22 protein-coding genes are annotated in these 23,728 nt (G+C 62.6%); 6 read left to right on the forward strand and 16 right to left on the reverse strand.

The window, feature by feature from the left end:
- Window positions 1-40: 40 nt before the first annotated feature.
- The 5 genes from HU719_RS00005 to colR all read right to left on the reverse strand — a co-directional run bounded on the left by HU719_RS00005 (window position 41) and on the right by colR (window position 3,778).
- Window positions 41-271, reverse strand: a complete 231-nt coding sequence (locus HU719_RS00005) for a hypothetical protein (RefSeq protein WP_186519972.1) — start codon at window positions 269-271, stop codon at window positions 41-43.
- The gene (locus HU719_RS00010; RefSeq protein ID WP_186519971.1) at window positions 268-972 is read right to left on the reverse strand and encodes a lipopolysaccharide kinase InaA family protein; all 705 of its coding nucleotides are present in this window, start codon (window positions 970-972) and stop codon (window positions 268-270) included. The genes HU719_RS00005 and HU719_RS00010 overlap by 4 nt, the downstream gene beginning before the upstream one ends.
- 6 nt (window positions 973-978) lie before the next feature.
- On the reverse strand, window positions 979-1,659 hold the full coding sequence (locus HU719_RS00015) for a class I SAM-dependent methyltransferase (protein ID WP_186519970.1): 681 nt from the start codon (window positions 1,657-1,659) through the stop codon (window positions 979-981).
- Window positions 1,660-1,788: 129 nt separating this feature from the next.
- The gene (locus HU719_RS00020; protein WP_186519969.1) at window positions 1,789-3,105 is read right to left on the reverse strand and encodes a sensor histidine kinase; all 1,317 of its coding nucleotides are present in this window, start codon (window positions 3,103-3,105) and stop codon (window positions 1,789-1,791) included.
- Window positions 3,095-3,778 (reverse strand): two-component system response regulator ColR, encoded by a 684-nt coding sequence (colR, locus tag HU719_RS00025; RefSeq protein WP_186519968.1) that lies wholly within the window; start codon window positions 3,776-3,778, stop codon window positions 3,095-3,097. The genes HU719_RS00020 and colR overlap by 11 nt, the downstream gene beginning before the upstream one ends.
- Before the next feature lie 180 nt (window positions 3,779-3,958).
- Between colR and HU719_RS00030 the strand changes: the two genes are divergently transcribed.
- Window positions 3,959-4,699 (forward strand): phosphatase PAP2 family protein, encoded by a 741-nt coding sequence (locus HU719_RS00030; protein WP_186519967.1) that lies wholly within the window; start codon window positions 3,959-3,961, stop codon window positions 4,697-4,699.
- Between the two features lie 67 nt (window positions 4,700-4,766).
- On the opposite strand, the gene groL is transcribed toward HU719_RS00030, so the two are convergent.
- From groL to HU719_RS00055, 5 genes are all read right to left on the reverse strand, one after another.
- Window positions 4,767-6,407 (reverse strand): chaperonin GroEL, encoded by a 1,641-nt coding sequence (gene groL, locus HU719_RS00035; RefSeq protein ID WP_186519966.1) that lies wholly within the window; start codon window positions 6,405-6,407, stop codon window positions 4,767-4,769.
- 48 nt (window positions 6,408-6,455) lie between these two features.
- The gene (locus tag HU719_RS00040) at window positions 6,456-6,749 is read right to left on the reverse strand and encodes a co-chaperone GroES (RefSeq protein WP_016488938.1); all 294 of its coding nucleotides are present in this window, start codon (window positions 6,747-6,749) and stop codon (window positions 6,456-6,458) included.
- A 221-nt stretch (window positions 6,750-6,970) separates the two neighbouring features.
- Window positions 6,971-7,432 (reverse strand): FxsA family protein, encoded by a 462-nt coding sequence (locus HU719_RS00045; RefSeq protein WP_186519964.1) that lies wholly within the window; start codon window positions 7,430-7,432, stop codon window positions 6,971-6,973.
- Between the two features lie 66 nt (window positions 7,433-7,498).
- Window positions 7,499-8,230, reverse strand: a complete 732-nt coding sequence (locus tag HU719_RS00050; RefSeq protein WP_186535841.1) for a HugZ family pyridoxamine 5'-phosphate oxidase — start codon at window positions 8,228-8,230, stop codon at window positions 7,499-7,501.
- 278 nt (window positions 8,231-8,508) lie between these two features.
- Complete coding sequence (locus HU719_RS00055; protein WP_186519962.1) at window positions 8,509-9,516, reverse strand: DUF481 domain-containing protein; 1,008 nt, start codon at window positions 9,514-9,516, stop codon at window positions 8,509-8,511.
- Window positions 9,517-9,668: 152 nt separating this feature from the next.
- On the opposite strand from HU719_RS00055, the gene HU719_RS00060 reads away from it, so the two are divergent.
- Together HU719_RS00060 and HU719_RS00065 are read left to right on the forward strand one after the other, a co-directional pair.
- On the forward strand, window positions 9,669-10,022 hold the full coding sequence (locus tag HU719_RS00060; protein WP_186535840.1) for an MGMT family protein: 354 nt from the start codon (window positions 9,669-9,671) through the stop codon (window positions 10,020-10,022).
- A 43-nt stretch (window positions 10,023-10,065) separates the two neighbouring features.
- Window positions 10,066-11,613 carry an AmpG family muropeptide MFS transporter gene (locus HU719_RS00065; protein ID WP_186535838.1) on the forward strand — a complete coding sequence of 516 codons (1,548 nt, stop codon included), beginning with the start codon at window positions 10,066-10,068 and terminating at the stop codon, window positions 11,611-11,613.
- A 230-nt stretch (window positions 11,614-11,843) separates the two neighbouring features.
- Here the strand turns inward: HU719_RS00065 and HU719_RS00070 are convergent, their stop codons facing one another.
- The 3 genes from HU719_RS00070 to HU719_RS00080 all read right to left on the reverse strand — a co-directional run bounded on the left by HU719_RS00070 (window position 11,844) and on the right by HU719_RS00080 (window position 14,667).
- Entirely contained in the window at window positions 11,844-13,088 is a 1,245-nt protein-coding gene (locus HU719_RS00070; RefSeq protein ID WP_186535836.1) for an MFS transporter, read from the reverse strand.
- A 158-nt stretch (window positions 13,089-13,246) separates the two neighbouring features.
- A complete protein-coding gene (locus HU719_RS00075; RefSeq protein WP_186518697.1) occupies window positions 13,247-14,089 on the reverse strand; it encodes a mechanosensitive ion channel family protein in 843 nt (280 codons plus the stop codon).
- A gap of 92 nt (window positions 14,090-14,181) precedes the next feature.
- The gene (locus HU719_RS00080; protein WP_186518699.1) at window positions 14,182-14,667 is read right to left on the reverse strand and encodes a YajQ family cyclic di-GMP-binding protein; all 486 of its coding nucleotides are present in this window, start codon (window positions 14,665-14,667) and stop codon (window positions 14,182-14,184) included.
- Between the two features lie 99 nt (window positions 14,668-14,766).
- Between HU719_RS00080 and HU719_RS00085 the strand changes: the two genes are divergently transcribed.
- The 3 genes from HU719_RS00085 to HU719_RS00095 are packed head-to-tail and all read left to right on the forward strand — an operon-like array spanning window position 14,767 to window position 18,310.
- The gene (locus HU719_RS00085) at window positions 14,767-15,684 is read left to right on the forward strand and encodes a putative 2-dehydropantoate 2-reductase (RefSeq protein WP_186535834.1); all 918 of its coding nucleotides are present in this window, start codon (window positions 14,767-14,769) and stop codon (window positions 15,682-15,684) included.
- 36 nt (window positions 15,685-15,720) lie between these two features.
- Entirely contained in the window at window positions 15,721-17,742 is a 2,022-nt protein-coding gene (locus HU719_RS00090) for a sensor histidine kinase (protein WP_186535832.1), read from the forward strand.
- 1 nt (window position 17,743) lies between these two features.
- The gene (locus HU719_RS00095; protein WP_186535831.1) at window positions 17,744-18,310 is read left to right on the forward strand and encodes a cob(I)yrinic acid a,c-diamide adenosyltransferase; all 567 of its coding nucleotides are present in this window, start codon (window positions 17,744-17,746) and stop codon (window positions 18,308-18,310) included.
- 3 nt (window positions 18,311-18,313) lie between these two features.
- On the opposite strand, the gene HU719_RS00100 is transcribed toward HU719_RS00095, so the two are convergent.
- From HU719_RS00100 to secA, 3 genes are all read right to left on the reverse strand, one after another.
- Window positions 18,314-19,258, reverse strand: coding sequence for a Nudix family hydrolase (locus HU719_RS00100; protein ID WP_186535830.1), 945 nt, complete (start codon window positions 19,256-19,258; stop codon window positions 18,314-18,316).
- A gap of 89 nt (window positions 19,259-19,347) precedes the next feature.
- Window positions 19,348-20,565: a bifunctional glutamate N-acetyltransferase/amino-acid acetyltransferase ArgJ gene (argJ, locus tag HU719_RS00105; RefSeq protein ID WP_186518709.1), complete on the reverse strand. Its 1,218-nt coding sequence runs from the start codon at window positions 20,563-20,565 to the stop codon at window positions 19,348-19,350.
- A gap of 156 nt (window positions 20,566-20,721) precedes the next feature.
- A complete protein-coding gene (gene secA / locus HU719_RS00110; protein WP_186535829.1) occupies window positions 20,722-23,457 on the reverse strand; it encodes a preprotein translocase subunit SecA in 2,736 nt (911 codons plus the stop codon).
- Window positions 23,458-23,728 lie beyond the last annotated feature (271 nt).

The following is a 23,728-nucleotide window of genomic DNA, read 5'->3' on the forward strand; positions in this document are numbered from 1 at the left end:
GCCTGCGTGGCTGGCGCCAGCCTGCGATGAGGCCCTCGGGTCAACCGAACGGCCGCAGGCCTTGCCGCATGCCGAAGAGGAACAACAGCAGGTCGTGGTCAGGTTCGGACCGGACCTGCTCGACCTTGGCCAACCGGGGCATCGCGCATTCACCGGTGATGTCGGCCTTGCTGAACACCGTAAGCCCAGGCTGTTCCCAGGCAGCAAAGGCTACCGTCGTGACGGCCAGCGCCCCGACCAGAAACAAACCTCGAGCGATTTCTAGTTTCATTGCTCTAACCCTTTGACCGCGCTGCCAAACGCCATCTGGTAAAAGTAGAGCAAGGTCTGCCACTGCGCGTCGTCGAACGACGAATGGCGGCGCAATTGGCGCAAGTCGTTATAGGCCGCCCGCTGGCAACTGATGCGCCGACGGCACTTCTCAAGGTCCAACAACGCCACTTCGACCTGAGCCTGCTCACCTTCGCCGATCACCTTGACGAACACATGCTTGCCATACAGGCAGCCATGCTGCCAGTGGCCCAGGTGCATGCGCGCAAGGTTCTCGGCCAGGTCCTTGAGCATGCGCTCATGCACGAGCTGCGGGTAGCGTTCGCGCGCGCCTTCGGCAAACCAGGTGTCAAGGTCGACAAAGCCGTCGAGCGCCTCACTGACCAGCAAGGCATACCACTGGTGGTCGGCATCGTCGCGCTCGGCGCCCGCAAAAACGATACGCGGCACCCGCACGCCGAGCTGCTCGAAGCTTTGCAGGGCATCCAGTTCACGCAGCACAGTGGGGCGGCCAAAGGGGTGCAAAAAGCTGCGGTAGATATGCCCGACCTGGCGCTTGGCATACAGCACCTGGCCCGTGACGTCGCACAGGCGCTGCACACCGCTTTCGCCACCACGGCGCTGGTTGGGTTCTTCTACCCATTCACCCTGCTGTTGCCAGTAATACTCGAACTGCTTTGATCGACTCTGGGCCGCGGCCATCGGTTTCTACCCCTTGCGTAATACATAGACTCGCCACATGGCATAGAACGGCAGGAAGTCCAGGCGTTCCTGAATTCTGAAACCGGCTGACACAAATTCTTGCTCTACTGTGTCGGCGGGTAACACGAAACGGTTCTGGTAACTGCCTGGCTCTTGTTTGGTGCTGCGCCGGGCCTCCAGCTTGCGCCGGCGCCACGCCTTGAAATTACCATCGACCCACAGCGAAACGATCACGCTATCACGGCTAACACGCTGAAACTCCGAGAGAATCTTCATGCGATGCGCAGCGTCGCCAATATGGTGGAACAAGCGCATGCAGAAAATGCTGTCCACGGCATTGTCGGGCAGGTCGATGGCGAAGGCAGATGTTTGCAAGGGGCGTACCCGTGCGACCACCTCTGGCGGTTGTGCCGCACAGGCTGTCTCGATCATCGCGGCCGAGTTGTCGGCGCCAATAATCACACGGTTGGGCTTCTCGGCCAGCATGGGCCAGAAACGCCCGGCGCCGGACGGCAGGTCCAGCACCAGACCTGGCTCGCCGGCCAGGGCCAGGGCGCGCCGGGCCAGTTGCAAGTCGCGTTGGTGGGACAGGCGGCGGGCCAGGCCATCCTGGTGTTTGATGAAATAGTCGCGGGCGTGGGCCTGGTCGTACTTTTCCGAAAACGCGAGTTTGATGGGGCTACGCATGGGCATCTCCTGAATCCAATGCGCCAACCTTAAGCACCCAAGCGTTGGAAACTGGTCATGCCGATGTGAAAAATCCGTCAGCCATTCAGATGAATGGTTGAAGCCTGGGGCTGCTGTGCAGCCCCAGGCTTACTGGAGCTCACGATCATCGCTGTCGTCGAGCACCAGGCTGCCTTGGCTAAGGTCGACCTGGAACCGGCAGCCATGGGGCAAGGTGGTGGTCAGGGTCACTCGCCAGCCCTGGTCATCACAGATGCGCTGCACCAGCGACAGCCCAAGCCCCAGGCCCTCGCCACGGCGCTCGTCACCGCGCACGAACGGCCGGAACATCGCCTCGCGCTGCTCCTCGGGGATGCCCACGCCACTGTCCTCGACGCTGAAGCCATTGCTTTGCAGGCTCAGGCGGATATAGCCGCTGTCGGTGTAATGCGCGGCATTGCGCAGCAAGTTGCCCATCACCGACTGCAAGAACGTGGCGTTGTACAACACCGAACTGGCACTGACGCGCCCGTCGTAATGCAGCGCCAGGCCCTTCTGCTCGATGGTGTCGCGCCATACGCCGATCAGGTCGTCAGCCACTTCGCGCAGCGTCGCCTGCGAAGCCACCGCCCCCTGGTCGCGCTGGGCGCGGGCAAGCATCAGGAAGGTCTTGACCAGCTCGCGCATTTCTTCGGTAGCACGCGCGATGCGCTCCACCTGGTTGCGTGAACGGGTGTCGAGGGTGGGGTTCTCGATCAGCAACTCGCACGAGGTGGCCAGCACCATCAGTGGCGTGCGCAGCTCGTGGCTGACGTCGCTGGTAAACAGCCGCTCACGGTTCAGGGCATCACGCAGGCGGCCGAGGGTGTCGTCGAAGGCAACCGCCAGCTGGCCCACTTCGTCGGCTGCGTAGTCGGGCGCCAACGGCGGCGCCAGGCCAAGCAACTGGTCGCGATGGCGCACTTGGCGCGCCAGGCGAATCACCGGTGCCATCACCCGCCGCGCCAACAACCAACCGAGCAAGGTCGCCAGGGCCAGGCTGAGGACGAAGCCCACCACCACCACTGCAAACAGCAGCCGTTCGCGCTCCTCGAAGTCGCTCTGGTCTTGCAGCAGCACGTAGCGACGCCCGTCGACCACCTCGACCATGGCGTGGTACGAGAGCTGGTCGCGGAATACTTCATGGAAGCCTGCGTCGAGGTGGCGCAGGTCCTTGGGCAGCTCGAACTCGTCACGCCCGCCGCTGAAGTAGAACAGTTGGTCCGGGCGCGGGCGGTGGCTCCAGTCGCTGACGCTGTCCATGCGCAGCAGGCGCTGCAGGTCGCCGCCCAGCACCGACGAGATAAGACGCTCTTCGACAAGGTGTACGGTTGCGACAATGCCAAAGGCGAAGGCCCCGGCCACCAGCGCGCTCATCAACGCAAAGGCGATGATGATGCGCTGGGCAAGGCTCTGCTTAAACTCCATCGCGGCCCTCGGCGAGGCGATAGCCGACGCCATGGACGGTATGCAGCAGGGGCTTTTCGAACGGTTTGTCGATCACTTGGCGCAACTGGTGCACATGGCTGCGCAGGCTGTCGCTGTCAGGGCAGTCATCACCCCACAACGCCTCTTCGAGCACCTCGCGGCGCAGCACGTGGGGGCTTTTCTGCATCAATACGGCGAGCAGCTTGAGGCCGACCGGGTTGAGCTTGAGCAGCTTGCCCTGGCGGGTCACTTCGAGGGTGTCGAGGTCGTAGTCAAGGTCGGCAACCTGCAGCGTACGCCGCCCGCCGCCCTGGGCACGGCGCAATACTGCTTCGATGCGCGCGGCAAGTTCGGACAGCGCAAAGGGTTTGAGCAGGTAATCGTCAGCGCCGGAACGGAAGCCCTGCAAGCGGTCGTCCAACTGGTCGCGGGCGGTGAGCATGATCACCGGGGTGTCGCGGCGGGCGTCTTCACGCAGGCGTTTGCACAGCGTATAGCCGTCGATTCCGGGCAGCATGATGTCGAGCACGATCAGGTCGTAGTGTTCGGTGGCGGCCAGGTGCAAGCCCGACAGGCCATCCTGGGCGCAATCAACGGTGTAGCCTTTCATGCCGAGGTAGTCGGCAAGGTTGGCGAGAATATCGCGGTTGTCTTCAACCAAAAGAATGCGCATCGGGGTCTCCTGTGCGGCACTTCGCAGGGCGCGGCAGGCGCAGCTTAAGGCCAATGCCGGGGCTGTGCCAGCCCTGGATGGATATCTGCGAAGTTGACGGATTTTTCACTGATCCTTCACGCACACAGAATAGCGGCCGGCTGACAATGCACGCCCTTTTTTATGCTTTCTGGAGCCGCCATGGCGCAAACCCTCCGCCCTCGCCCACTGAACCTGTGGCTGTATCTGGGCATCCCTCTGGCCACTGTGGTGGCGTTGTTGCTGCTTGAGATGACCTCGCTGGACATGAATGTGGCCGACTTGTTCTTCGACCAGAGCGCCGGCCAGTTCATTGGCCGGCACAGCTATGTGCTGGAGAACATTCTGCATGATCGGGTCAAACAGGGCGTGATCCTGTTCGGCCTGCTGTCGATCGTCGGGTTTGCCGCAAGCTTCGTGTTCAAAGGCCTGTATGGCTGGCGTCGGGAGCTGGGCTACCTGGTGTTGGCACTGGGCCTGTCCACCGCGTTCGTCACCCCCCTCAAGCAACTGACCCAAGTACAGTGCCCGTGGAGCCTGACCGAATTTGGCGGCAAGGAAACCTACAGCAAGCTGCTCGACGTGCGCCCGGCTACCGACAAACCTGGCCTGTGCTGGCCCGGCGGGCATGCTGCAACCGGTTTCTGCCTGTTCGCGCTGTTCTTCGTGCTGCGTGATCGCAAGCCCCGCGCTGCCCGTGCGGCACTGGTGCTGGCGTTCGCCGCAGGCTCGCTGCTGTCGCTGGGGCGCATGATGCAAGGGGCGCATTTTCTGTCGCACAACATCTGGACAGCCGTGTTCTGCTGGACGATCGCACTGAGCTGCTATTACCTGGTGCTGTATCGCCCGGCCATGGCGCACGCCCCCGGCAGAACAGGCGCCGGCCTTGCCCAAAGCCGCTGAACAAAGACCAATAAAAAAAGCCCCGCACTAGGCGGGGCTCTTTGTTACAGCTGGGGGTAAGGCTGGCTTACATCATGCCGCCCATGCCACCCATGCCGCCCATGTCTGGCATGCCGCCAGCTGCCTTGTCTTCCGGCAGGTCGGCAACCATGGCTTCGGTGGTGATCATCAGGCCACCAATCGAAGCTGCAGCTTGCAGAGCCGAACGGGTGACTTTGGCTGGGTCCAGGATGCCCATCTCGATCATGTCGCCGTATTCGCCGGTAGCGGCGTTGTAGCCGTAGTTGCCCGAACCTTGCTTGACCTTGTCAGCGACAACGCTTGGCTCGTCGCCGGCGTTGGCAGTGATCTGGCGCAGCGGCGATTCGACAGCGCGACGCAGCAGGGCGATACCGACGTTCTGGTCTTCGTTGTCACCTTTGAGGTCAACGATGGCCGACAGGGCGCGCACCAGGGCAACACCACCGCCAGGTACCACGCCTTCTTCGACGGCTGCACGGGTAGCGTGCAGGGCGTCTTCAACGCGGGCTTTCTTCTCTTTCATTTCAACTTCGGTGCCAGCACCGACCTTGATCACGGCAACACCGCCAGCCAGCTTGGCCAGACGCTCTTGCAGCTTCTCACGGTCGTAGTCCGAAGAGGTCTCTTCGATCTGTGCACGGATCTGCTTGACGCGACCCTGGATGTCGTCTTCGCTGCCAGCACCGTCGATGATGATGGTGTTTTCCTTGGACAGGGTGACGCGCTTGGCGTTGCCCAGGTGCTCCAGGGTAGCGGTTTCCAGGGACAGGCCGATTTCTTCGGAGATGACCTGGCCGCCGGTCAGGACAGCGATGTCCTGCAGCATGGCCTTGCGACGGTCGCCGAAGCCTGGTGCCTTGACCGCTGCAACCTTGACGATACCGCGCATGTTGTTGACTACCAGGGTAGCCAGCGCTTCGCCTTCGACGTCTTCGGCAACGATCAGCAGAGGACGGCCGGCCTTGGCAACGGCTTCCAGAACAGGCAGCAGCTCACGGATGTTGGAGATTTTCTTGTCGACCAGCAGCAGCAGCGGGCTTTCGAGCTCGGCAACCATGGTGTCTGGCTTGTTGACGAAGTACGGCGACAGGTAGCCACGGTCGAACTGCATGCCTTCTACGACGGACAGTTCGTTTTCCAGGCCCGAGCCTTCTTCAACGGTGATGACGCCTTCTTTGCCCACTTTTTCCATGGCTTCGGCGATGATTTCACCGATGGAGCTGTCGGAGTTGGCAGAGATGGTACCGACCTGGGCGATGGCCTTGGAGTCGGTGCATGGCTTGGCGAGGTTCTTCAGCTCGGCAACCACAGCAGCGGTGGCTTTGTCGATACCGCGCTTGAGGTCCATCGGGTTCATGCCGGCAGCGACGGCTTTCAGGCCTTCGTTGACGATGGACTGAGCCAGAACAGTGGCGGTGGTGGTGCCGTCACCGGCAGCGTCGTTGGCCTTGGAAGCAACTTCCTTGACCAGCTGGGCGCCCATGTTCTCGAAGGCGTCTTTGAGTTCGATTTCCTTGGCGACGGAAACGCCGTCCTTGGTGATGGTCGGGGCGCCGAAGCTCTTGGCCAGGACCACGTTACGGCCTTTCGGGCCGAGGGTCGCTTTAACGGCGTCAGCCAGTACGTTCACACCAACCAGCATTTTCTTGCGAGCGGAGTCGCCGAATTTTACGTCTTTAGCAGCCATGATCGTTTAATCCTTGGAATTCTTTGGAGTAACGGGAAGTCGGGGAAATCAGCCTTCAACAACGGCGAGGATTTCGTTTTCGGCCATGACCAGCAGGTCTTCGCCATCGACTTTCACGGTGTTGCTGCCCGAGTAAGGGCCAAAGACCACTTTGTCACCGACTTTAACGGCCAGCGCACGGACTTCGCCGTTGTCCAGGATGCGACCGGTGCCGACGGCGACGACTTCACCGCGGTTTGGCTTTTCAGCGGCCGAACCTGGCAGAACGATACCGCCAGCGGTTTTCGATTCTTCTTCGCTGCGACGGATAACGACGCGGTCATGCAGAGGACGAAGCTTCATTGTCGATCTCTCCCAAATAGTGGTTTTCATCGGCCGGTGTCGACACCGGCGGGTTAATGCAGTCCGGCGTTGCCGGGGTGGCCCGCTTGCGGCGAACCACCTGTGTAATGACTGGTGAAAACACCAGAAACCTTGCGGTGACCACATACATGAGGCCGCCGCTTCCGATTACAAGGTTTGCTACAGAAAATTTTTTTAGCACACAGAACGGCGCGCAGCGTTTACTTGTCGCGGCGCTCGTACTCGCCTTCGATCACATTGGGGCGCTGACCCGAGTCACGCGGCTGGGCCTGGAACGGGTCGTCCTGGAACGCACGCTGGCGCATGGCCTGTTCTTCGGCGCGGCGGCGCAGCCGGTTGGCAACCAGTTTGCGGGTGAACGGCAGCAGGCACAGCAGGCCCAGCACGTCGCTGATGAAGCCGGGTATAAGCAGCAGGCCGCCACCGACCGCCAGCATCAGGCCCTGGAACATTTCTTCGGCAGGCAACTCGCCGCGCTGCAGGCTCTCGCGGGCACGCAGGGCCGTGGCAAACCCGGCCACGCGCATGACCAGCACGCCAAGTGCGGAGCCGGCGATGATCAACAGCAGCGCCGGGAAGAAGCCGATGGCCGAGCTGACCCGCACAAAGACGAACAGCTCAAGCACTGGAAAAATCAGTAACAGCAGTAGAAAAGCACGCATCAAGGGTTCCTCGACGGAAGATAACCTTCCTGTAAGACCATCACATGGATGCGTGTTCGCGCTTTTTCAACCCTCACCCACCTGAGCGGCCGGCCACTGCTGCGCGCGGGCAAGCAGCACAAGGGCTTCGCGCACTTGTGTCGGCGTATTGCAGGGTTCGGGGAAGGCTAGCCAGTGAATACCTTGGCCGATACGCAGGTGCATGCCCTCGCTGTCGATACCCACCAGCTGTGCGGGGGCGCTGCGCGGCAGCCCGGCAAGCTCGACGTAGTGGGCGATAGCGTTGGCGTGATCGCTGTTCATGTGCTCGATCATGCTGGCTTCGGACGCCCCGGCGAACGGGTTGGCCAGGGTCACCTGATCGAGCCAGTGGATGGCGCCGAAGCCGCCAATATAGCGGTGGCGCACAGGCTGCAATACCCAGAAATCGAAATCGTGGGCCTTGTGGTAGTTGGCGGACTCCGGGAAAAAGCGGTAGTAGCGTGCAGCAGCAGCGTCTATTGCCTCAGGTTCGGCGAGCTTGTGCGCTTGGGCCATCAACGTCAGGCGCCCGACAGCTTGCACGTCGTCGGCGTCGCGTTCACCCACCAGTAGCGAGCACTTCGGGTCTTTGAGCAGGTTGTGGGTGTGCTGGGCGATGCGGCTGATGAGCAGCACCGGGTGGCCGTCGGCGTCGAGGCAGTACGGCACCACCGAGCCAAACGGGTAGCCGGGCATCGACTTGGAATGGGTGGACAACACCCCGCGGTATTCCTTGAGCAGCAGTTCCCGGGCGGGGCGAAGGGCTTTGGTACTCATGGGGGCTAGGTTCCTGGCAATGGCACGATGGCTGACAAGATAAACAGGATCGTCAGCGGGGGCTATCTATCCAGATGGGGCGGTGCGCAGTCTGAGTAGGAGCGGCCTTGTTTCGCGAAAGGGCTGCGCAGCAGCCCCGGCGATTGCGCGTGAGGCCAAGATTCTGGGGCCGCTGCGCAGCCCTTTCGCGACACAAGGCCGCTCCTACACAATCAAAAGCGATTTGCCTAAAAAACCGCGCACAGTCCCAAGACTGAGGTTTTGCCCCGCAACCCGCCCTACCAGGCGACGCCGAAACCTGCGGTATAGCGGGTTTTGGACAGGTCGCTGTCGCTGGTGCCCTCAATCAGGTTTTTCTCGGCCTTGAGGTTCAGCGACGCCCAGTCGGTCACCTTGTACCGCAAGCCCAACTCGGCATCGAGGGTGTAATCGGCAACGCCACCGAACGGTCGGCCCACTTCGCCGTTGGTGAAGAACTCGACCTTCTTGCCGATCAGGTAGCGGTTGTAGTCCCATTTCAAGGACGCGGCATAGAAGTTGTCCTTGCCGCCGTCACGGTACTCGTAGTCGCTGCGGTTGATCAGCGAACTCAACGAGAACGCGCCCAGTTCGTCATCCCAGAACTGGTAACCAGGGCCGGTACCCACGGTGCGCTGACGAGCCAGATCTTCGATCTGGTCACGCTTGTATTCCAGCCTGCCCTGCCAGAACCACTTCTCTGTCAGGAAGCGGTCCAGCGCGTACTCCGCCGCCCAGTTATTGGTGGTGGTGATGTCGTCCTTGGTCTCGCGGTTGTATTCGGCTTCGGCGTTGTGCCGCCAGCGGCCATGACGGGCCTTGGTCTTGAAGCCGACGTCGTAGTCGTCGGTGTCGTTTTCGGCACGCTTGTAATCCAGCGCCACATCGACGTTGCCTTTCCACATGAAGTCCTCGACCAGCGGGCGCGGCTTCATGATCTGCTCGATGCTTGCGAGCTCCACGGTCTTGGGCGCTTCACCATTGGCCAGCGTGACCTTGCCGGGCTCCGCCGCCTTGAGCGACTTGGCTTTCTCGCCGCTGTAGGCATCCTGCTTGACCAGCAGCTCCTGGTCGCTCTCCAGGGTCTGGACCTGTTTCCAGTCCAGCGCAATGGCGCCACCGTAGGGCGTTTCGAGCAGCAGCTTGCCGCCGTCGAAAACCTTGATCTTGCCGCTCAGCTTGTCACCGTTCTTCATCCAGACGGTGTCGGCGAGCGCAGGGGCGCAAAGTGTCGCAGCAATCAGGCACAGCAGGGTTCTTGAGGGCATAAGCAGAGTACGGATTCGATTCGGGGAATAAAGCCGGGCATTATTCGCCTGCCAGGCCCTGAGCAAGGACAGACCCAGCTCAGGGCGATGAGTTCCGCTCTCATTTACCGCAACCGCCTGTCTGGTTTTATCCGCAGGCCAGGGATTCGTTGATGTCCGAGCTTTATCCACCGCCGCCGGAAGACGCCCAAGCCCGACGGATGGCGCTGTATTCGGTGCTGGGCCAAGTGCCTTCAGGCAAGGTGGTCAGCTATGGCCAATTGGCTGAACTGGCCGGCCTTGGCCGCGCCGCACGCTGGGTTGGGCGCACCCTGGGGCAGTTGCCGGGCGACACCCGCCTGCCCTGGCACCGCGTGCTCGGCGCGGGAGGCCGGCTGAGCCTGGCGCTGGGCACGCCGTCTGGCGACGAACAGCGGGCGCGGCTGCGCGCAGAAGGCGTGAATGTAGCCAATAATCGTGTGGATATGGCACGCCATGGCTGGCGTCCGATGGAGCACAGCGGTTAGAGTGCGCGCTTTGTTTTCGCTAACCTGAGGCAGATGTTGGCCCATGCCCCGTAAAACCTGGCGCGCTGCGCTCGCTGCCTATGCCAGCCCGTCAACCCTGGTACTCCTGCTGCTCGGTTTCGCCGCCGGCATGCCTTACATGCTGGTGTTCTCCACCCTTTCGGTATGGCTGCGCGAAGCTGGCGTGGCCCGTGAAACCATTGGTTACGCAAGCCTGATAGGCCTTGCCTACGCCTTCAAGTGGGTGTGGTCGCCATTGCTCGACCAATGGCGCCTGCCGCTGCTGGGCGGCATGGGCCGGCGCCGCTCCTGGCTGCTGCTGTCGCAGGTGCTGGTGGTGGTAGGCCTGGTCGGCATGGGCTTTTGCGACCCGCAGCAGCATCTGTCGTGGCTGATCGCGCTGGCGGTGCTGGTGGCCTTTGCCTCGGCAACCCAGGACATCGCCGTCGACGCCTACCGCCTGGAAATCGCCGACGACCAGCGCCAGGCCGCGCTGGCGGCCAGCTACATGGCCGGCTACCGGGTTGCTGCCCTGTTGGCCACCGCAGGCGCGCTGTTCTTCGCCGAATGGTTCGGTTCGACCGGCTTCAGCTACCTGCACAAGGCCTGGACCGGCACCTACGTGCTGTTCGGCATCTTGATGCTGCCAGCGCTGTTCACCACGCTGATCATGCGCGAGCCACCGGTGCCGCTGCGTACGCAGCTGTCGGCGGCGCGCTACGGGCTGATGCATCAGTTGGTGTCGGTGTTCGTGCTGATCATCCTGCTGGTATCGGTGCCGGCAAGCTTTACTCAGATGTTCAACACAGACTGGGGCAGCGTCGCATTCGGTGATGCCACCCTGCTTGACCTGCTGCTCGACGACCGCGCCTTCATGCGGCTGATTCTCTACGCCTTGCTGACCTGGGCGTGCCTGTCGTCCATGGGCCGTCGCGGGCTGGCGCCGGTGCTCACACCGATCAACGATTTCATCGTGCGCTACCGCTGGCAGGCGCTGCTGCTGCTCGGGCTGATCGCCACCTATCGGATGTCGGACACGGTGATGGGCGTGATGGCCAACGTGTTCTACATCGACATGGGCTTTACCAAGGACCAGATCGCCAGCGTCAGCAAGATCTTTGGCTTGATCATGACCCTGCTCGGTGCGGGGGTTGGCGGTTTGCTGATCGTGCGCTTCGGTATTTTGCCGATTCTGTTCATCGGCGGGGCGGCATCGGCGGCTACCAATATTCTGTTCGTGATGCTGGCTGACATGGGCCCGAACATCGAAATGCTGGTGGTCACCATCTCGCTGGACAACCTCAGTTCAGGGTTGGCCACCTCGGCCTTCGTGGCCTACCTGTCGAGCCTGACCAACCTCAAGTTCTCGGCCACGCAGTATGCGTTGCTCAGCTCGATCATGCTGCTGTTGCCGCGATTGATTGGCGGGTATTCCGGGGTGATGGTGGAGAAGTTCGGCTACCACAACTTCTTCCTGATCACCGCCATGCTCGGGGTGCCGACGCTGATCCTGATAGCCCTGCACTGGCGCCAGGAAGCGGGCCGGGGCAAGCCTGATGCACCGGTTGACAAGCAGCCTTCCGAGGCTTGATGGGTAGATCTACCGCGATAGCATCAGATCAGGCAACTCAGCTTGGCCTGCCGGCCTCATCGCAGGCTGTCGCCAGCTCCCACAGAGACCGCGCACAGCCGCAAAATTGAGGCCTTGCCCGGTTCCTGCAGGAGCTGGCGACAGCCTGCGATGAGGCCCGCAAAGGGTTGTACAAAACTATGTAATCGCCTCCTGGGCCAGGCTTGCCCAGTTCGTGACTAGCGGTGGCCTCACTGCACCACTACGCGTTTGGCAGCCCTGCCGCCCACCACGAACCACAGCGGCCACAGCGCCAGCGCACCCGCCACACCGGCGCCTACGGCAAAGTGCAACAAGCTGGCGCCAGCCCCGAGCATTGCCAGCACTACCCCGCCCAGCCCCAGCAGGGCGATGGTGATCATGCCAAGCATTGCCGACACCAACCCCTTGCTCTGCTCGCTGGCGAACAGCGTCATGCGGTACAACACCGCGTTAGCCACCCCAAGGCCCATGGCATACAGCGACATGCCGGCCACCACGCTGGTCACCGTCGGCCAGCACCAGGTAGCCAACACCAACAGCCCCAACCCGGCCAAGTAGGGCCACAAAGCGCCCCGTACAAGTGCGGGCAGCGGATAACGGTCGGCAATCCGGTTGATGATCAGGTTGCCCATGATCAGCCCGGCAAATACCGGCAACTGCCACAGGGCATATTCCATCGTGCTCAAGCCCTCGTCATGGATCAGCAACACCGGCGACAGGCCAATCCAGCCAATCAGCGGCAGCCCCACCAGGCCCAGCGCCGCACTGCCGGCCACAAAGCGCCGGTTGGCCAGTAACTGGCCGTAGCCGGCCAACAACGGCAGCAAGTGGATCGGGGTGAACGCCAGGCGCGTGCCGTCGCGGCGCTCCACACCCAAGGTTTCGGGCATCAAGCGGTACAGCAGCCCCCAGCACACCACCGCGCCCACCGCGAAGGCAACGAACAGCCAGCGCCAGTCGAGCCATTGCAGCATCAAGGTGCCCACCAGCGGGCCGAGCAGCGGCGACAGCAGCGCGATATTGGCCAACAGCGCCATCATGCGCACCGCATCGGCCTCGGTATACGCCTCGTTGAGCGCCGGGTAGCTGACGGTCACCACAAAGCCAAGGCCGATGCCCTGTACCAGGCGCAGCAGGTTGAACAGCCCGATGTCATGCACCCAGAAGGTGGCCAGGCATGCCACACCGAACACCACACAGCCGGTCAGCAGCAACGGGCGTCGGCCATAGCGGTCGGCCAGCGGCCCGATCAGCCACTGCAGCACCACCCCGCCCAGCAAGTACAGGTTCAAGGCATGGGGGATGAATTCAGGGCTGGCATTGAGGTCGCCGACCACCACCGGCATCGCCGGCATGACCGCATCGCTGGCAAGGTAGGTGAGCAGCTCGAACAGGGCCAGGGTCAGGCCGAACAACAAGGCGCGCAGCGGCGTTATGTACAGAAGTGGTTTCATGGTGGCATCGGGTACAGGCAGATGGGCTGGTAGGCTATATGCCAGAAATGGCAGTGTTTTGCTGTGAGCAAATGTAAGCGCCTAAAAACAGCGCGGGGCAAGCCCGCCCCTACGATGTGTAAGGAACGGGGTTGCCCCGCGTTCAGTGCTGCGGCGAGTTACGGCGTAGCCGTCTCCTGCACCACGCGGATCACACGCTGCGGAAACGGAATATCAATGCCCTCGGCCTTGAGCCGGTCGCGGGCATGCTCGTTGAGCATGAAGATCACGTCCCAGTAGTCGCTGGTTTTCGTCCACAGGCGCAGCGACACGGTGATCGAGCTGTCGCCCAAGGTGGCTACAACGGCCTGCGGGGCTGGGTCTGCCAGTACCCGCGGGTCCTGCGCCAGTTCCAGCAGCACGTTACGCGCTTTCTGCAGGTCAGCCTCGTAGTCCACGCCCACATCGAACACCACCTTGCGCGTTGGCTGGCGGTTGGTGTTGGTGATGATGCCGTTGGACAGGCTGCCGTTAGGCATGATCACTGTCTTGTTGTCGCCAGTACGCAACACGGTATGGAAGATCTGGATGCTGTCCACGGTGCCACTGACCCCTTGCGCTTCGATCCAGTCACCGATGCGGAACGGGCGGAACATCAGGATCAGTACCCCCCCGGCAAAATTGGCAAGGCTGCCCTGCAAGGCCAGGCCGATGGCCAGGCCGGCGGCACCGATGGCCGCGACGAACGAGGTGGTCTCGACGCCAATCATCGAAGCCACGCTGACGAACAGCAGGATCTTCAGGATGATGTTGGCCAGGGTGCTGATGAAACCTTGCAGCGCCAGGTCGGCGTTGCGCAGCCCGACCAGCTTGCCAAGGCGCGCACTGAGCTTGTTGATCACCCACCAGCCGATGGCCAGGGTCAGCAGCGCCAGCAGCACCCGGCTGCCGTACTCCATGATCATCGGAATCCAGGCTTGCGACTGGCGTACCAGCTGGTCAACCTCTGCGTTCAAATCCATAGTCATCTCCAGATGCCGGGCCGCTTGCAACCCAGCGGCCCCGAACCCTGATGGACCGCACTGCGCCCCATGGGTTCAAGGCCGCAGGCAGGTCAGTCGCGGAAGTTGTTGAACTGCAGCGGCATGTCGAATTCCTTGGCGCGCAGGGCGGCAATGGCTTCTTGCAGGTCGTCACGCTTCTTGCCGGTGACGCGCACTTGCTCACCCTGGATGGAGGCCTGGACCTTGAGCTTGGCATCCTTGATGTGGGCGACGATCTTCTTCGCCAGCTCCTTGTCGATGCCTTCGCGGAACTTGGCCTCTTGCTTCATTTCCTTGCCCGAGGCGTAGGGGTCCTTGGTTTCCAGGCACTTGACGTCGATCTTGCGCTTGACCAGCGCACCGCGCAGGATCTCGATCATGGATTCGAGCTGGAACTCGGCCTCGGCGGTCAGCAGGATGGTCTGCTCTTTGTCCTTGAAATCGAAGGTGCCCTTGCCCTTGAGGTCATAACGGCGGTCGAGCTCTTTGACGGCGTTGTCCACCGCGTTCTGCACTTCGTGCTTGTCCAGTTCCGATACCACGTCGAACGAAGGCATGGGTTTCTCCATAAAATAATGCGCGCTCTGCTTGAAGATGGAGCGCGTCAGCGTTGAAGGTTAAAATGCGCGCACATTATAACGGGTTGCGAAACGCAGATGAGCAGCACCTGGCATATTCTCGGCGCCGGTAGCCTGGGCAGCCTTTGGGCCTGCCGCCTGGCCCGCGCGGGCAAGGCGGTCCGCCTGATCCTGCGTGACGAACAGCGCCTGGCCGACTATCAGGCCACCGGCACCCTGACCTTGATCGAGGGCGAACAGCGCAGCCACTACGCAATCCCGGCCGAAACCGCCCGCGGCGCCGGCCCCATTCATCGCCTGCTGGTGGCCTGCAAGGCCTACGACGCAGCCCCAGCGGTGGCGCGCCTGGCCCCAAGGCTGAGCGCCGGCGCCGAGTTGGTGCTGCTGCAAAACGGCCTGGGCAGCCAGGATGAGGTCGCGGAACAGGCGCCCCATGCGCGCTGCATCTTCGCCTCCAGCACCGAAGGCGCGTTCCGCGAGAGCGACTGGCAGGTGCGCTTTGCCGGCCAAGGTTTCAATTGGCTGGGAGACCCGGCCAACCCGGCACCGCCGCCCTGGTTCGACGACCTGCAAGAGGCCGGCATCCCCGCCGAGTGGCGCCTGGATATCCTCTCAAGGCTGTGGCGCAAGCTTGCCCTGAACTGCGCGATCAACCCGCTGACGGTGCTGCACGACTGCCAGAACGGCGGGCTGCTCGGCCATCTGCCCGAAGTGGATGCGTTGTGCGCCGAGCTAGCGGTGCTGCTGCAGCGCTGCGGCCAGCCGGGTGCTGCCGAAAACCTGCAAGAAGATGTCCAACGGGTGATCCTTGCCACCGCCGCCAACTATTCTTCGATGTATCAGGATGTGCGCCAAGGCCGGCGCACTGAAATCCACTACCTGCTCGGCCACGCCCTGCGCACAGCCGCCCGCCACGGCCTGGTACTGCCGCAACTGGAACACCTGCACCAGCGCCTGGTCGATAACCTGACCGCCCGTGGCCTGCCAGGCACCTGAGGCCCCCATTCAACCGATACGGAAGCTGCCCAGCCCATGACCCTGCGCCAACGCCTGGAAAACCTCCCGGTCGGGCAAAAACTGCTGGCCGCCCTGCTGGTGCTGCTGGTGACCATTTTGCTGGTGGCCAACCTTGCGTTCATCAGCGCAGCCTACTGGATCACCCAGGAGAGCATGGCGCCGCAGGCCTTGCAGACCATCGGCAAGCTGGTGTCCAACCCGCAACTGTCAGCCCGCGCAGGTGAGTCGCCAGCGTCGGCCAATGCCCTGCTGGAGGAGCTCGACAGTTATTCGCCGCTACGCGCAGCGGCCATCTACGGCGGTGACGGGCGCATGCTGGCGCAACTGCAGCACGGGGAGCGGCTAACCCTGCCGGCGCGTTTTCGCAACATTGATAAATGGCGGCTCACCGAGTTCCGCAGCACCCAGGTGATTCGCCTGCCCCGGGCCGGCGCCCCGCCCGCGCACCTGCTACTGGTAGCCAGCAGTGAGCTGCCGATGGCGTTTTACACCGGCACCCTGACCGCAAGCCTGGCAATCCTGGTGTTCAGCGTGGTGTTGTGGACGCTCATCGCACGGCAGATCAAACGCCTCATCACCCTGCCGATCAACCGCCTCGAAGAGCTCACCCGCCAGGTCACCCGCGAAGAGAGCTACGCGCTACGTGCCATGCCCGGCAACGATGACGAGCTGGGCAGCCTGGCCGAGGCGTTCAACACCATGCTCTCGCGCATCGAGGCCCGCGAGCAACAGCTCAAGCGCACCCGCGACGAGTTCCAGAGCGCCTACGATCAAGCCCAGGGCCTGGCCGAGGAAACCCGGCATACCAACCGCAAGCTGGAGCTGGAAGTCCAGGTGCGCAGCAAGATCGAAAAAAAGCTCACCGGCTTTCAGAACTACCTCAACAGCATCATCGACTCGATGCCCTCGGCGCTGATTGCCCTCGACGAGCAACTGTATGTCACCCAGTGGAACCAGGAAGCCACGGCGCTTTCCGGCACGCCCCTGGACGAGGCGTTGAACCAGCCGATCTTCCTCGCCTTCGAGCCACTCAAGCCATTTTTGCCGCAGCTCAAGGAGAGCGTCGAGAAACACCGGGTGGCCAAGATCGAGCGGGTGACCTGGCCCAGCGGCGACGAGCTGCGCCATTATGCCCTGACCTTCTACCCCCTGACCGGCGGCGGCGGGCGTGGTGTGGTTATCCGCATCGACGACATCACCCAGCGCCTGTCACTGGAAGAAATGATGGTGCAGTCGGAAAAAATGCTCTCGGTGGGTGGCCTTGCGGCCGGCATGGCCCATGAGATCAACAACCCGTTGGGGGCGATTCTGCACAACGTGCAAAACATCCGCAGGCGCCTGTCACCGGAGCTTGCGCGCAATCAGGAGCAGGCCGACGAGCTGGGCATCGACCTGCAAAGCGTCAACCAGTACCTGACTAGCCGCGAAGTGCCGCAACTGCTCGATGGTATTCAGCAGGCCGGGGCGCGGGCGGCAAAAATCGTTACCCACATGCTCAGTTTCAGCCGGCGCAGCAACCGCCAACTGGCGCCCTGCGACCTGCCGGCGCTGATCGACCAGGCCGTGGACATTGCCGGCAACGACTTCGACCTGACCATCGGTTTCGACTTCAAAGGCCAGGCCATCGTGCGCCAGTTCGACCCGCAACTGGGGCCCGTGCCGTGCACCGCCAACGAGCTGGAACAGGTGCTGCTGAACCTGCTGAAAAACGCAGCCCAGGCCATCCACCAACGCCCGCAGCCGTGCGAGCCAGGGCGCATCACCTTGCGCACGCGGCTGAACCCGCCATGGGCGGAAATCCAGGTCGAGGACAACGGCGTGGGCATGCCGGAGGCGGTGCGCAAACGCACCTTCGAGCCATTCTTTACCACCAAGGAAATCGGCCAGGGCACAGGCCTTGGGCTGTCGGTTTCGTATTTCATCATCACCAACAACCACAAAGGGCAGATGGAGGTGCATTCCACCCCCGGCCAGGGCACCTGTTTCACCCTGCGCCTGCCCTTGAGCCCGGCAACGCCGGCCAGTACGGAGACATGACATGGGCAACCGCCTGAGCAAGATCTACACCCGCACCGGTGACCGTGGCGAAACCGGCCTTGGCGATGGCCGCCGGGTGGCCAAGGACCACCCGCGCATCGAGGCAATTGGCGAGGTGGACACGCTCAACAGCCAGCTCGGCGTGCTGCTGGCGGGCCTTGCCGAGGCTGGAATCACTGAAGTGAGTAACGTTTTGGCGCCGTGCCAGAACCGGCTGTTCGACCTGGGCGGGGAGCTGGCGATGCCCAGCTATCAAGCGCTGAATGCCCACGAGGTGGAGCGCCTGGAGCAGGTGATCGACACCTGGAACGAAGAGCTGGGGCCGCTGAAGAATTTCATTCTGCCCGGTGGTTCGACGCTGGTTGCCCAGGCCCATGTGTGCCGCAGTGTGGCACGGGCAGCGGAGCGCCGCTGCCAGCAGCTCAATGCGCTGGAGCCACTGGCAGGGGTCGGGCTCGCCTACATCAACCGCTTGTCCGACCTGCTGTTTGTGGCCGCACGCATCATCGGCCGCCGCCAAGGTGTGGCTGAAGTGCTGTGGCAGGCGGCGCCAAAGCCCGAAGCCTGAAACTCAGGCCTGGGGCCAGAACGCACGAATACCCGCCACACCCTGGCCGCCAACCGCCCAGGCCTGCTCGCGCTCAGCCGGCCCTACCCCACCTAGCAGGTACACCGGGCGGCTGAAGCCACTGACCAGGCGCTGCGCCTCATCCCAGCCCAGCGGCGCGGCGTCGGGGTGAGTCTGGGTCGCCTGCACCGGCGACAGCGTGACGAAATCGACCCCCATCTGCTCGGCCAGGGCAAGCTCTTCGGCGTTATGGCAGGACGCGGCCAGCCAGCGATCCTGTGGGAATGGCCGGCCTTTGGCGGCGTACTTGCGCAACTGGGCTGCCGTGAGGTGCCAACCTGCTGCCGGGAAGTCGCCCAACCACTCCAGCGGGCCTTTGAGCATCAATTGCGCCTTGCCTGCGCACAGGCCGACCGCATCCACCGCCACATCGCGGTACTTGGGGTCATACATGTCCGGGGCGCGCAGTTGCACCAGCTTGATGCCGCTGGCCACCGCCTTCTGGATGCCCTTGAGCATCTGCGGCACTTCGAGGCCATCGGGGGTAATCAGGTACTGGTCCGGCAAGCGCGCGGCGGCAACGATCGGCTTGTTGGCCTCAGGAAATTCGTACTGGCCCAGCTCACGCGGCGCCACCCAGGCCAACGGCTGGCCCTCGACGCCGCGGGGCTCGCCGCTGAAGGCTGAGACCTCGCGCACGTCCAGCAACACTTGCTTGTCGGGGTAGTCATGGCTGACCTTGATCAACGGCCGCGAATGGCTGACCTCGATACCCAGTTCTTCGCGCAGCTCACGGGCCAGGGCCGCCTCAGGGCTCTCGCCCTGCTCGACCTTGCCACCGGGAAACTCCCACAGCCCGCCCTGATGCTGGGTATCGGCGCGACGGGCAATGAGGATGCGCCCATCGGTGCCACGGATGACTGCTGCTACCACATGAATCCGCTTCACCCTTTACACTCCAAAAAAGCCCAGCCGCGGACCTTGCGGCCTGCGGCTGGTAGATGGTTTCGATACAGGCCCACGCACGGGCCGCAAGATCAGGTCCGGTATTCGGCGTTGATCTTCACGTACTCGTGGGACAGGTCGGTGGTCCAGATGGTTTCGCTGCACTGGCCACGGCCAAGCTCGATCCGAATGGTGATTTCTTCCTGGGCCATGACCGCGGAGCCTTGCTCTTCGGTGTAGCTCGGGCTGCGGCCGCCTTTGCTGGCGATGCAGACATCACCCAAGAACACGTCGATCAGGCTGACATCCAGTTGCGGCACACCGGCGCGGCCAACGGCTGCGAGGATACGGCCCCAGTTGGGGTCGGAGGCGAACAGTGCGGTCTTGATCAGCGGCGAGTGGGCCACGGCGTAGCCGACGTCCAGGCATTCCTGGTGGTTGCCACCACCGTTGACCTGCACGGTGACGAACTTGGTAGCACCTTCGCCGTCACGGACGATGGCCTGGGCCACGTCCATGCACACTTCAAACACTGCTTTTTTCAGCGCATCGAACAGCTCGCCGCGCGCTTCGGTCACTTCAGGCACATCGGCCTTGCCGGTGGCGATCAGCATGCAGCAGTCGTTGGTCGAGGTGTCGCCATCGATGGTGATGCGGTTGAACGACTTGTTGGCGCCGTCGAGCATCAGGTCCTTGAGCACTGCCGGGGCAACCTTGGCGTCGGTTGCGATGTAGCCGAGCATGGTGGCCATGTTCGGGCGGATCATGCCCGCGCCTTTGCTGATACCGGTGACGGTGATGGTCTTGCCATCGAACTGGAACTGACGGCTGGCGCCCTTGGGCAGCGTGTCAGTGGTCATGATGCCGGTGGCGGCTTCTGCCCAGTGGTTCTCGGACAGGTTGTCCAGAGCGGCCTGCAGCGCGCCTTCGATTTTTTCGACCGGCAGCGGCTCACCGATTACCCCGGTGGAGAACGGCAATACCGATTCGGCAGGCACATCGGCAAGCTCGGCGAGCTTGGCGCAGGTGCGCTCGGCGGCGGCCAGGCCCGGAGCGCCGGTCCCGGCATTGGCGTTGCCGGTGTTGGTCAGCAGGTAGCGCACGGTGCCCTGAACACGCTGCTTGCTGAGGATCACCGGGGCGGCGCAGAAGGCGTTGAGGGTGAACACACCTGCCACGCTTGAGCCTTCGGCGCAGCGCATGACAACCACGTCCTTGCGCCCAGGGCGCTTGATGCCGGCCGAGGCGATGCCGAGTTCAAAGCCGGGAACCGGGTGCAGAGTGGGCAGGGGACCAAGACCAACAGCCATGTAAGCGCTCCTAGAGAATATGGGATGGGGGGCGCTGTGCGCCCCTTTCGCGGCACAAGGCCGCCCCTACAGGTGTATTGCAATGCCCTGTAGGAGCGGCCTTGTGCCGCGAAGGGGCCGCGATTCGGCCCCGGGATGTTTCAAACCGGGTTCAGATCACTCGATCTGGCCGTGGCAGTGCTTGAACTTCTTGCCCGAACCGCACCAGCACGGCTCGTTACGGCCCAGTTTCAGGTCGTTGCGTACCGGTGCTGCGGCGACGGCGACTTCGGCGCCCTCTTCGGCCAGCGCGTCGGTTTCAAGGCCTGGTGCCGGAGCGTGCTCGAACTGCATGCGGCTGGCCAGCTCTTCGGCGTCGCGGCGCAGACGGGCTTCTTCCTCGGCCGGGTCTTCGCGGCGTACCTGAACGTGCGACAGCACGCGGATGGTGTCGCGCTTGATCGACTCGAGCAGTTCCTGGAACAGGGTGAACGACTCGCGCTTGTACTCCTGCTTGGGGTTCTTCTGGGCGTAGCCGCGCAGGTGAATACCGTGGCGCAGGTGGTCCATGGTCGACAGGTGGTCTTTCCACAGGTCATCGACCACACGCAGCAGGATCTGCTTCTCGAAGGTACGCAGGGCGTCGATGCCGGCCTGGTCTTCCTTCTCGGTGTAAGCGGTGGTGATTTCGTTCAGCAGGCGCTCGCGCAGGGTCTCTTCGTAGAGGTGATCGTCCTCGTCGAGCCACTGCTGGATCGGCAGCTTCATGGCGAAGTCGCTGGCCAGCGAAGCCTCGAGGCCGGCCACGTCCCACTGCTCAGGCAGCGACTGCGGCGGGATGTGCTGGCTGATGGTGGCGTCGAGCACTTCCTTGCGGAACTCGGCGATGGTGTCGCCAATGTTCTCGGCCGCCAGCAGGCTGTTGCGCATGTGGTAGATGACTTTGCGCTGTTCGTTGGCCACGTCATCGTATTCGAGCAGCTGCTTGCGAATGTCGAAGTTGCGGCCTTCGACCTTGCGCTGGGCTTTTTCGATGGCATTGGTGACCATGCGGTGTTCGATGGCTTCACCGGACTGCATGCCCAGGGCCTTCATGAAGTTCTTCACCCGGTCAGAGGCGAAGATGCGCATCAGGCTGTCTTCGAGCGACAGGTAGAAGCGGCTGGAACCGGCATCGCCCTGACGGCCGGCACGACCACGCAGCTGGTTGTCGATACGGCGCGATTCGTGGCGCTCGGAGGCGATCACATGCAGGCCACCGGCCTCCAGCACTTGCTGGTGACGTTTTTGCCAGTCGGCCTTGATCTGGGCGATCTGCTCAGGGGTCGGGTTGTCCAGGGCGGCGACTTCGGCCTCCCAGTTACCACCCAGCAGAATGTCGGTACCACGGCCTGCCATGTTGGTGGCGATGGTCAGCGCACCCGGCGCACCGGCCTGGGCGATGATCTCGGCTTCTTTTTCGTGGTACTTGGCGTTCAGGACCTTGTGCTCGATGCCTTCCTTCTTGAGCAAGTTGGACATGTGCTCGGAGGTTTCGATGGTCGCAGTACCGACCAGTACCGGGCGGCCCAGGGTCATGCTCTCTTTGATGTCGGCGATGATCGCGGCGTACTTCTCATCGGCGGTGAGGTACACCAGGTCGTTGAAGTCCTTGCGCGCCAACGGCTTGTTAGGCGGGATGACCATCACGTTGAGCGAGTAGATCTGGGCGAATTCGAACGCTTCGGTGTCGGCGGTACCGGTCATGCCGGACAGCTTGTTGTACAGACGGAAGTAGTTCTGGAAGGTGGTCGACGCCAGGGTCTGGCTTTCGGCCTGGATGTTCAGGTTTTCTTTCGCCTCGATGGCCTGGTGCAGGCCTTCGGACAGACGACGGCCCGGCATGGTACGGCCGGTGTGCTCGTCGATCAGCAGGATCTGGCCGTCCTGGACGATGTACTCGACATTGCGATGGAACAGCTTGTGCGCGCGCAGGCCGGCGTAGACGTGGGTCAGCAGGCCCAGGTTGTGCGCCGAATACAGGCTTTCGCCCTCGGCCAACAGGCCGGCCTGGGTGAGCATGTCTTCGATGAACTGGTGACCGGCTTCGTTGAGTTCGACCTGGCGGCTCTTCTCATCGATGGTGTAGTGGCCTTCCTGAGTAACCTGGCCTTCGACCTCTTCGATGTGCTGAGTCAGGCGCGGGATCAGGCGGTTGATCTCGATGTACAGCTTGGAGCTGTCTTCGGCCTGGCCGGAGATGATCAGCGGGGTACGCGCTTCGTCGATGAGGATGGAGTCCACTTCGTCGATCACGGCGAAGTTCAGCTCGCGCTGGAACTTCTCTTCCTGGCTGAACGCCATGTTGTCGCGCAGGTAGTCGAAACCGAATTCGTTGTTGGTGCCGTAGGTGATGTCGGCAGCGTAGGCAGCGCGTTTTTCTTCAGGCGGCTGGAAGGCCGAGACGATACCCAGGTTCAGACCAAGGAATTCGTACAGCGGGCGCATCCAGTTGGCGTCGCGGCGGGCCAGGTAGTCGTTGACCGTGACCACGTGCACACCTTTGCCGGACAGCGCGTTCAGGTACACAGCCAGGGTACCGACCAAGGTCTTGCCTTCACCGGTACGCATTTCTGCGATCATGCCTTCGTGCAGGGTCATGCCGCCGATCAACTGGACGTCGAAGTGGCGCATGCCCATGACACGCTTGCCGGCCTCACGGGCCACGGCGAAGGCTTCAGGCAGCAGCTGGTCGAGGGTTTCGCCTTTGGCCAGGCGCTCTTTGAACTCTGCGGTCTTGCCCCGCAGTTGCTCGTCCGAGAGGGCCACCATCTTCTCTTCGAAGGCATTGACGGCGCTGACCGTCTTGAGCATGCGTTTGATTTCACGCTCGTTCTTGCTTCCAAAAAGTTTTTTTAACAAAGGCGCAAACATATCGGCAGGATCTTCCACACGTAGGGATGGAGGGCGGCCCCATGAGTCGCCCGTGCAGCCCAGAGGCCGCATGCGAACGAGCATTCTACCCGGAAACGATGGTGAGGAAAGTGGTGGATTTCCACGATACTGGCACAGCGTATTTATGGGGCCTGACTAAGATAGGGGCTTTTCCCCCAAGTTCAAGGTATGTGCACATGAAACGTTGCAGCCGTGACTTGCATCAGTGCCGCCGGGCAGCCCTGGCGGTGAGGCCTGATATACACGGCAG

Source organism: Pseudomonas farsensis, from assembly GCF_014268805.2.
GTDB lineage: Bacteria > Pseudomonadota > Gammaproteobacteria > Pseudomonadales > Pseudomonadaceae > Aquipseudomonas > Aquipseudomonas farsensis.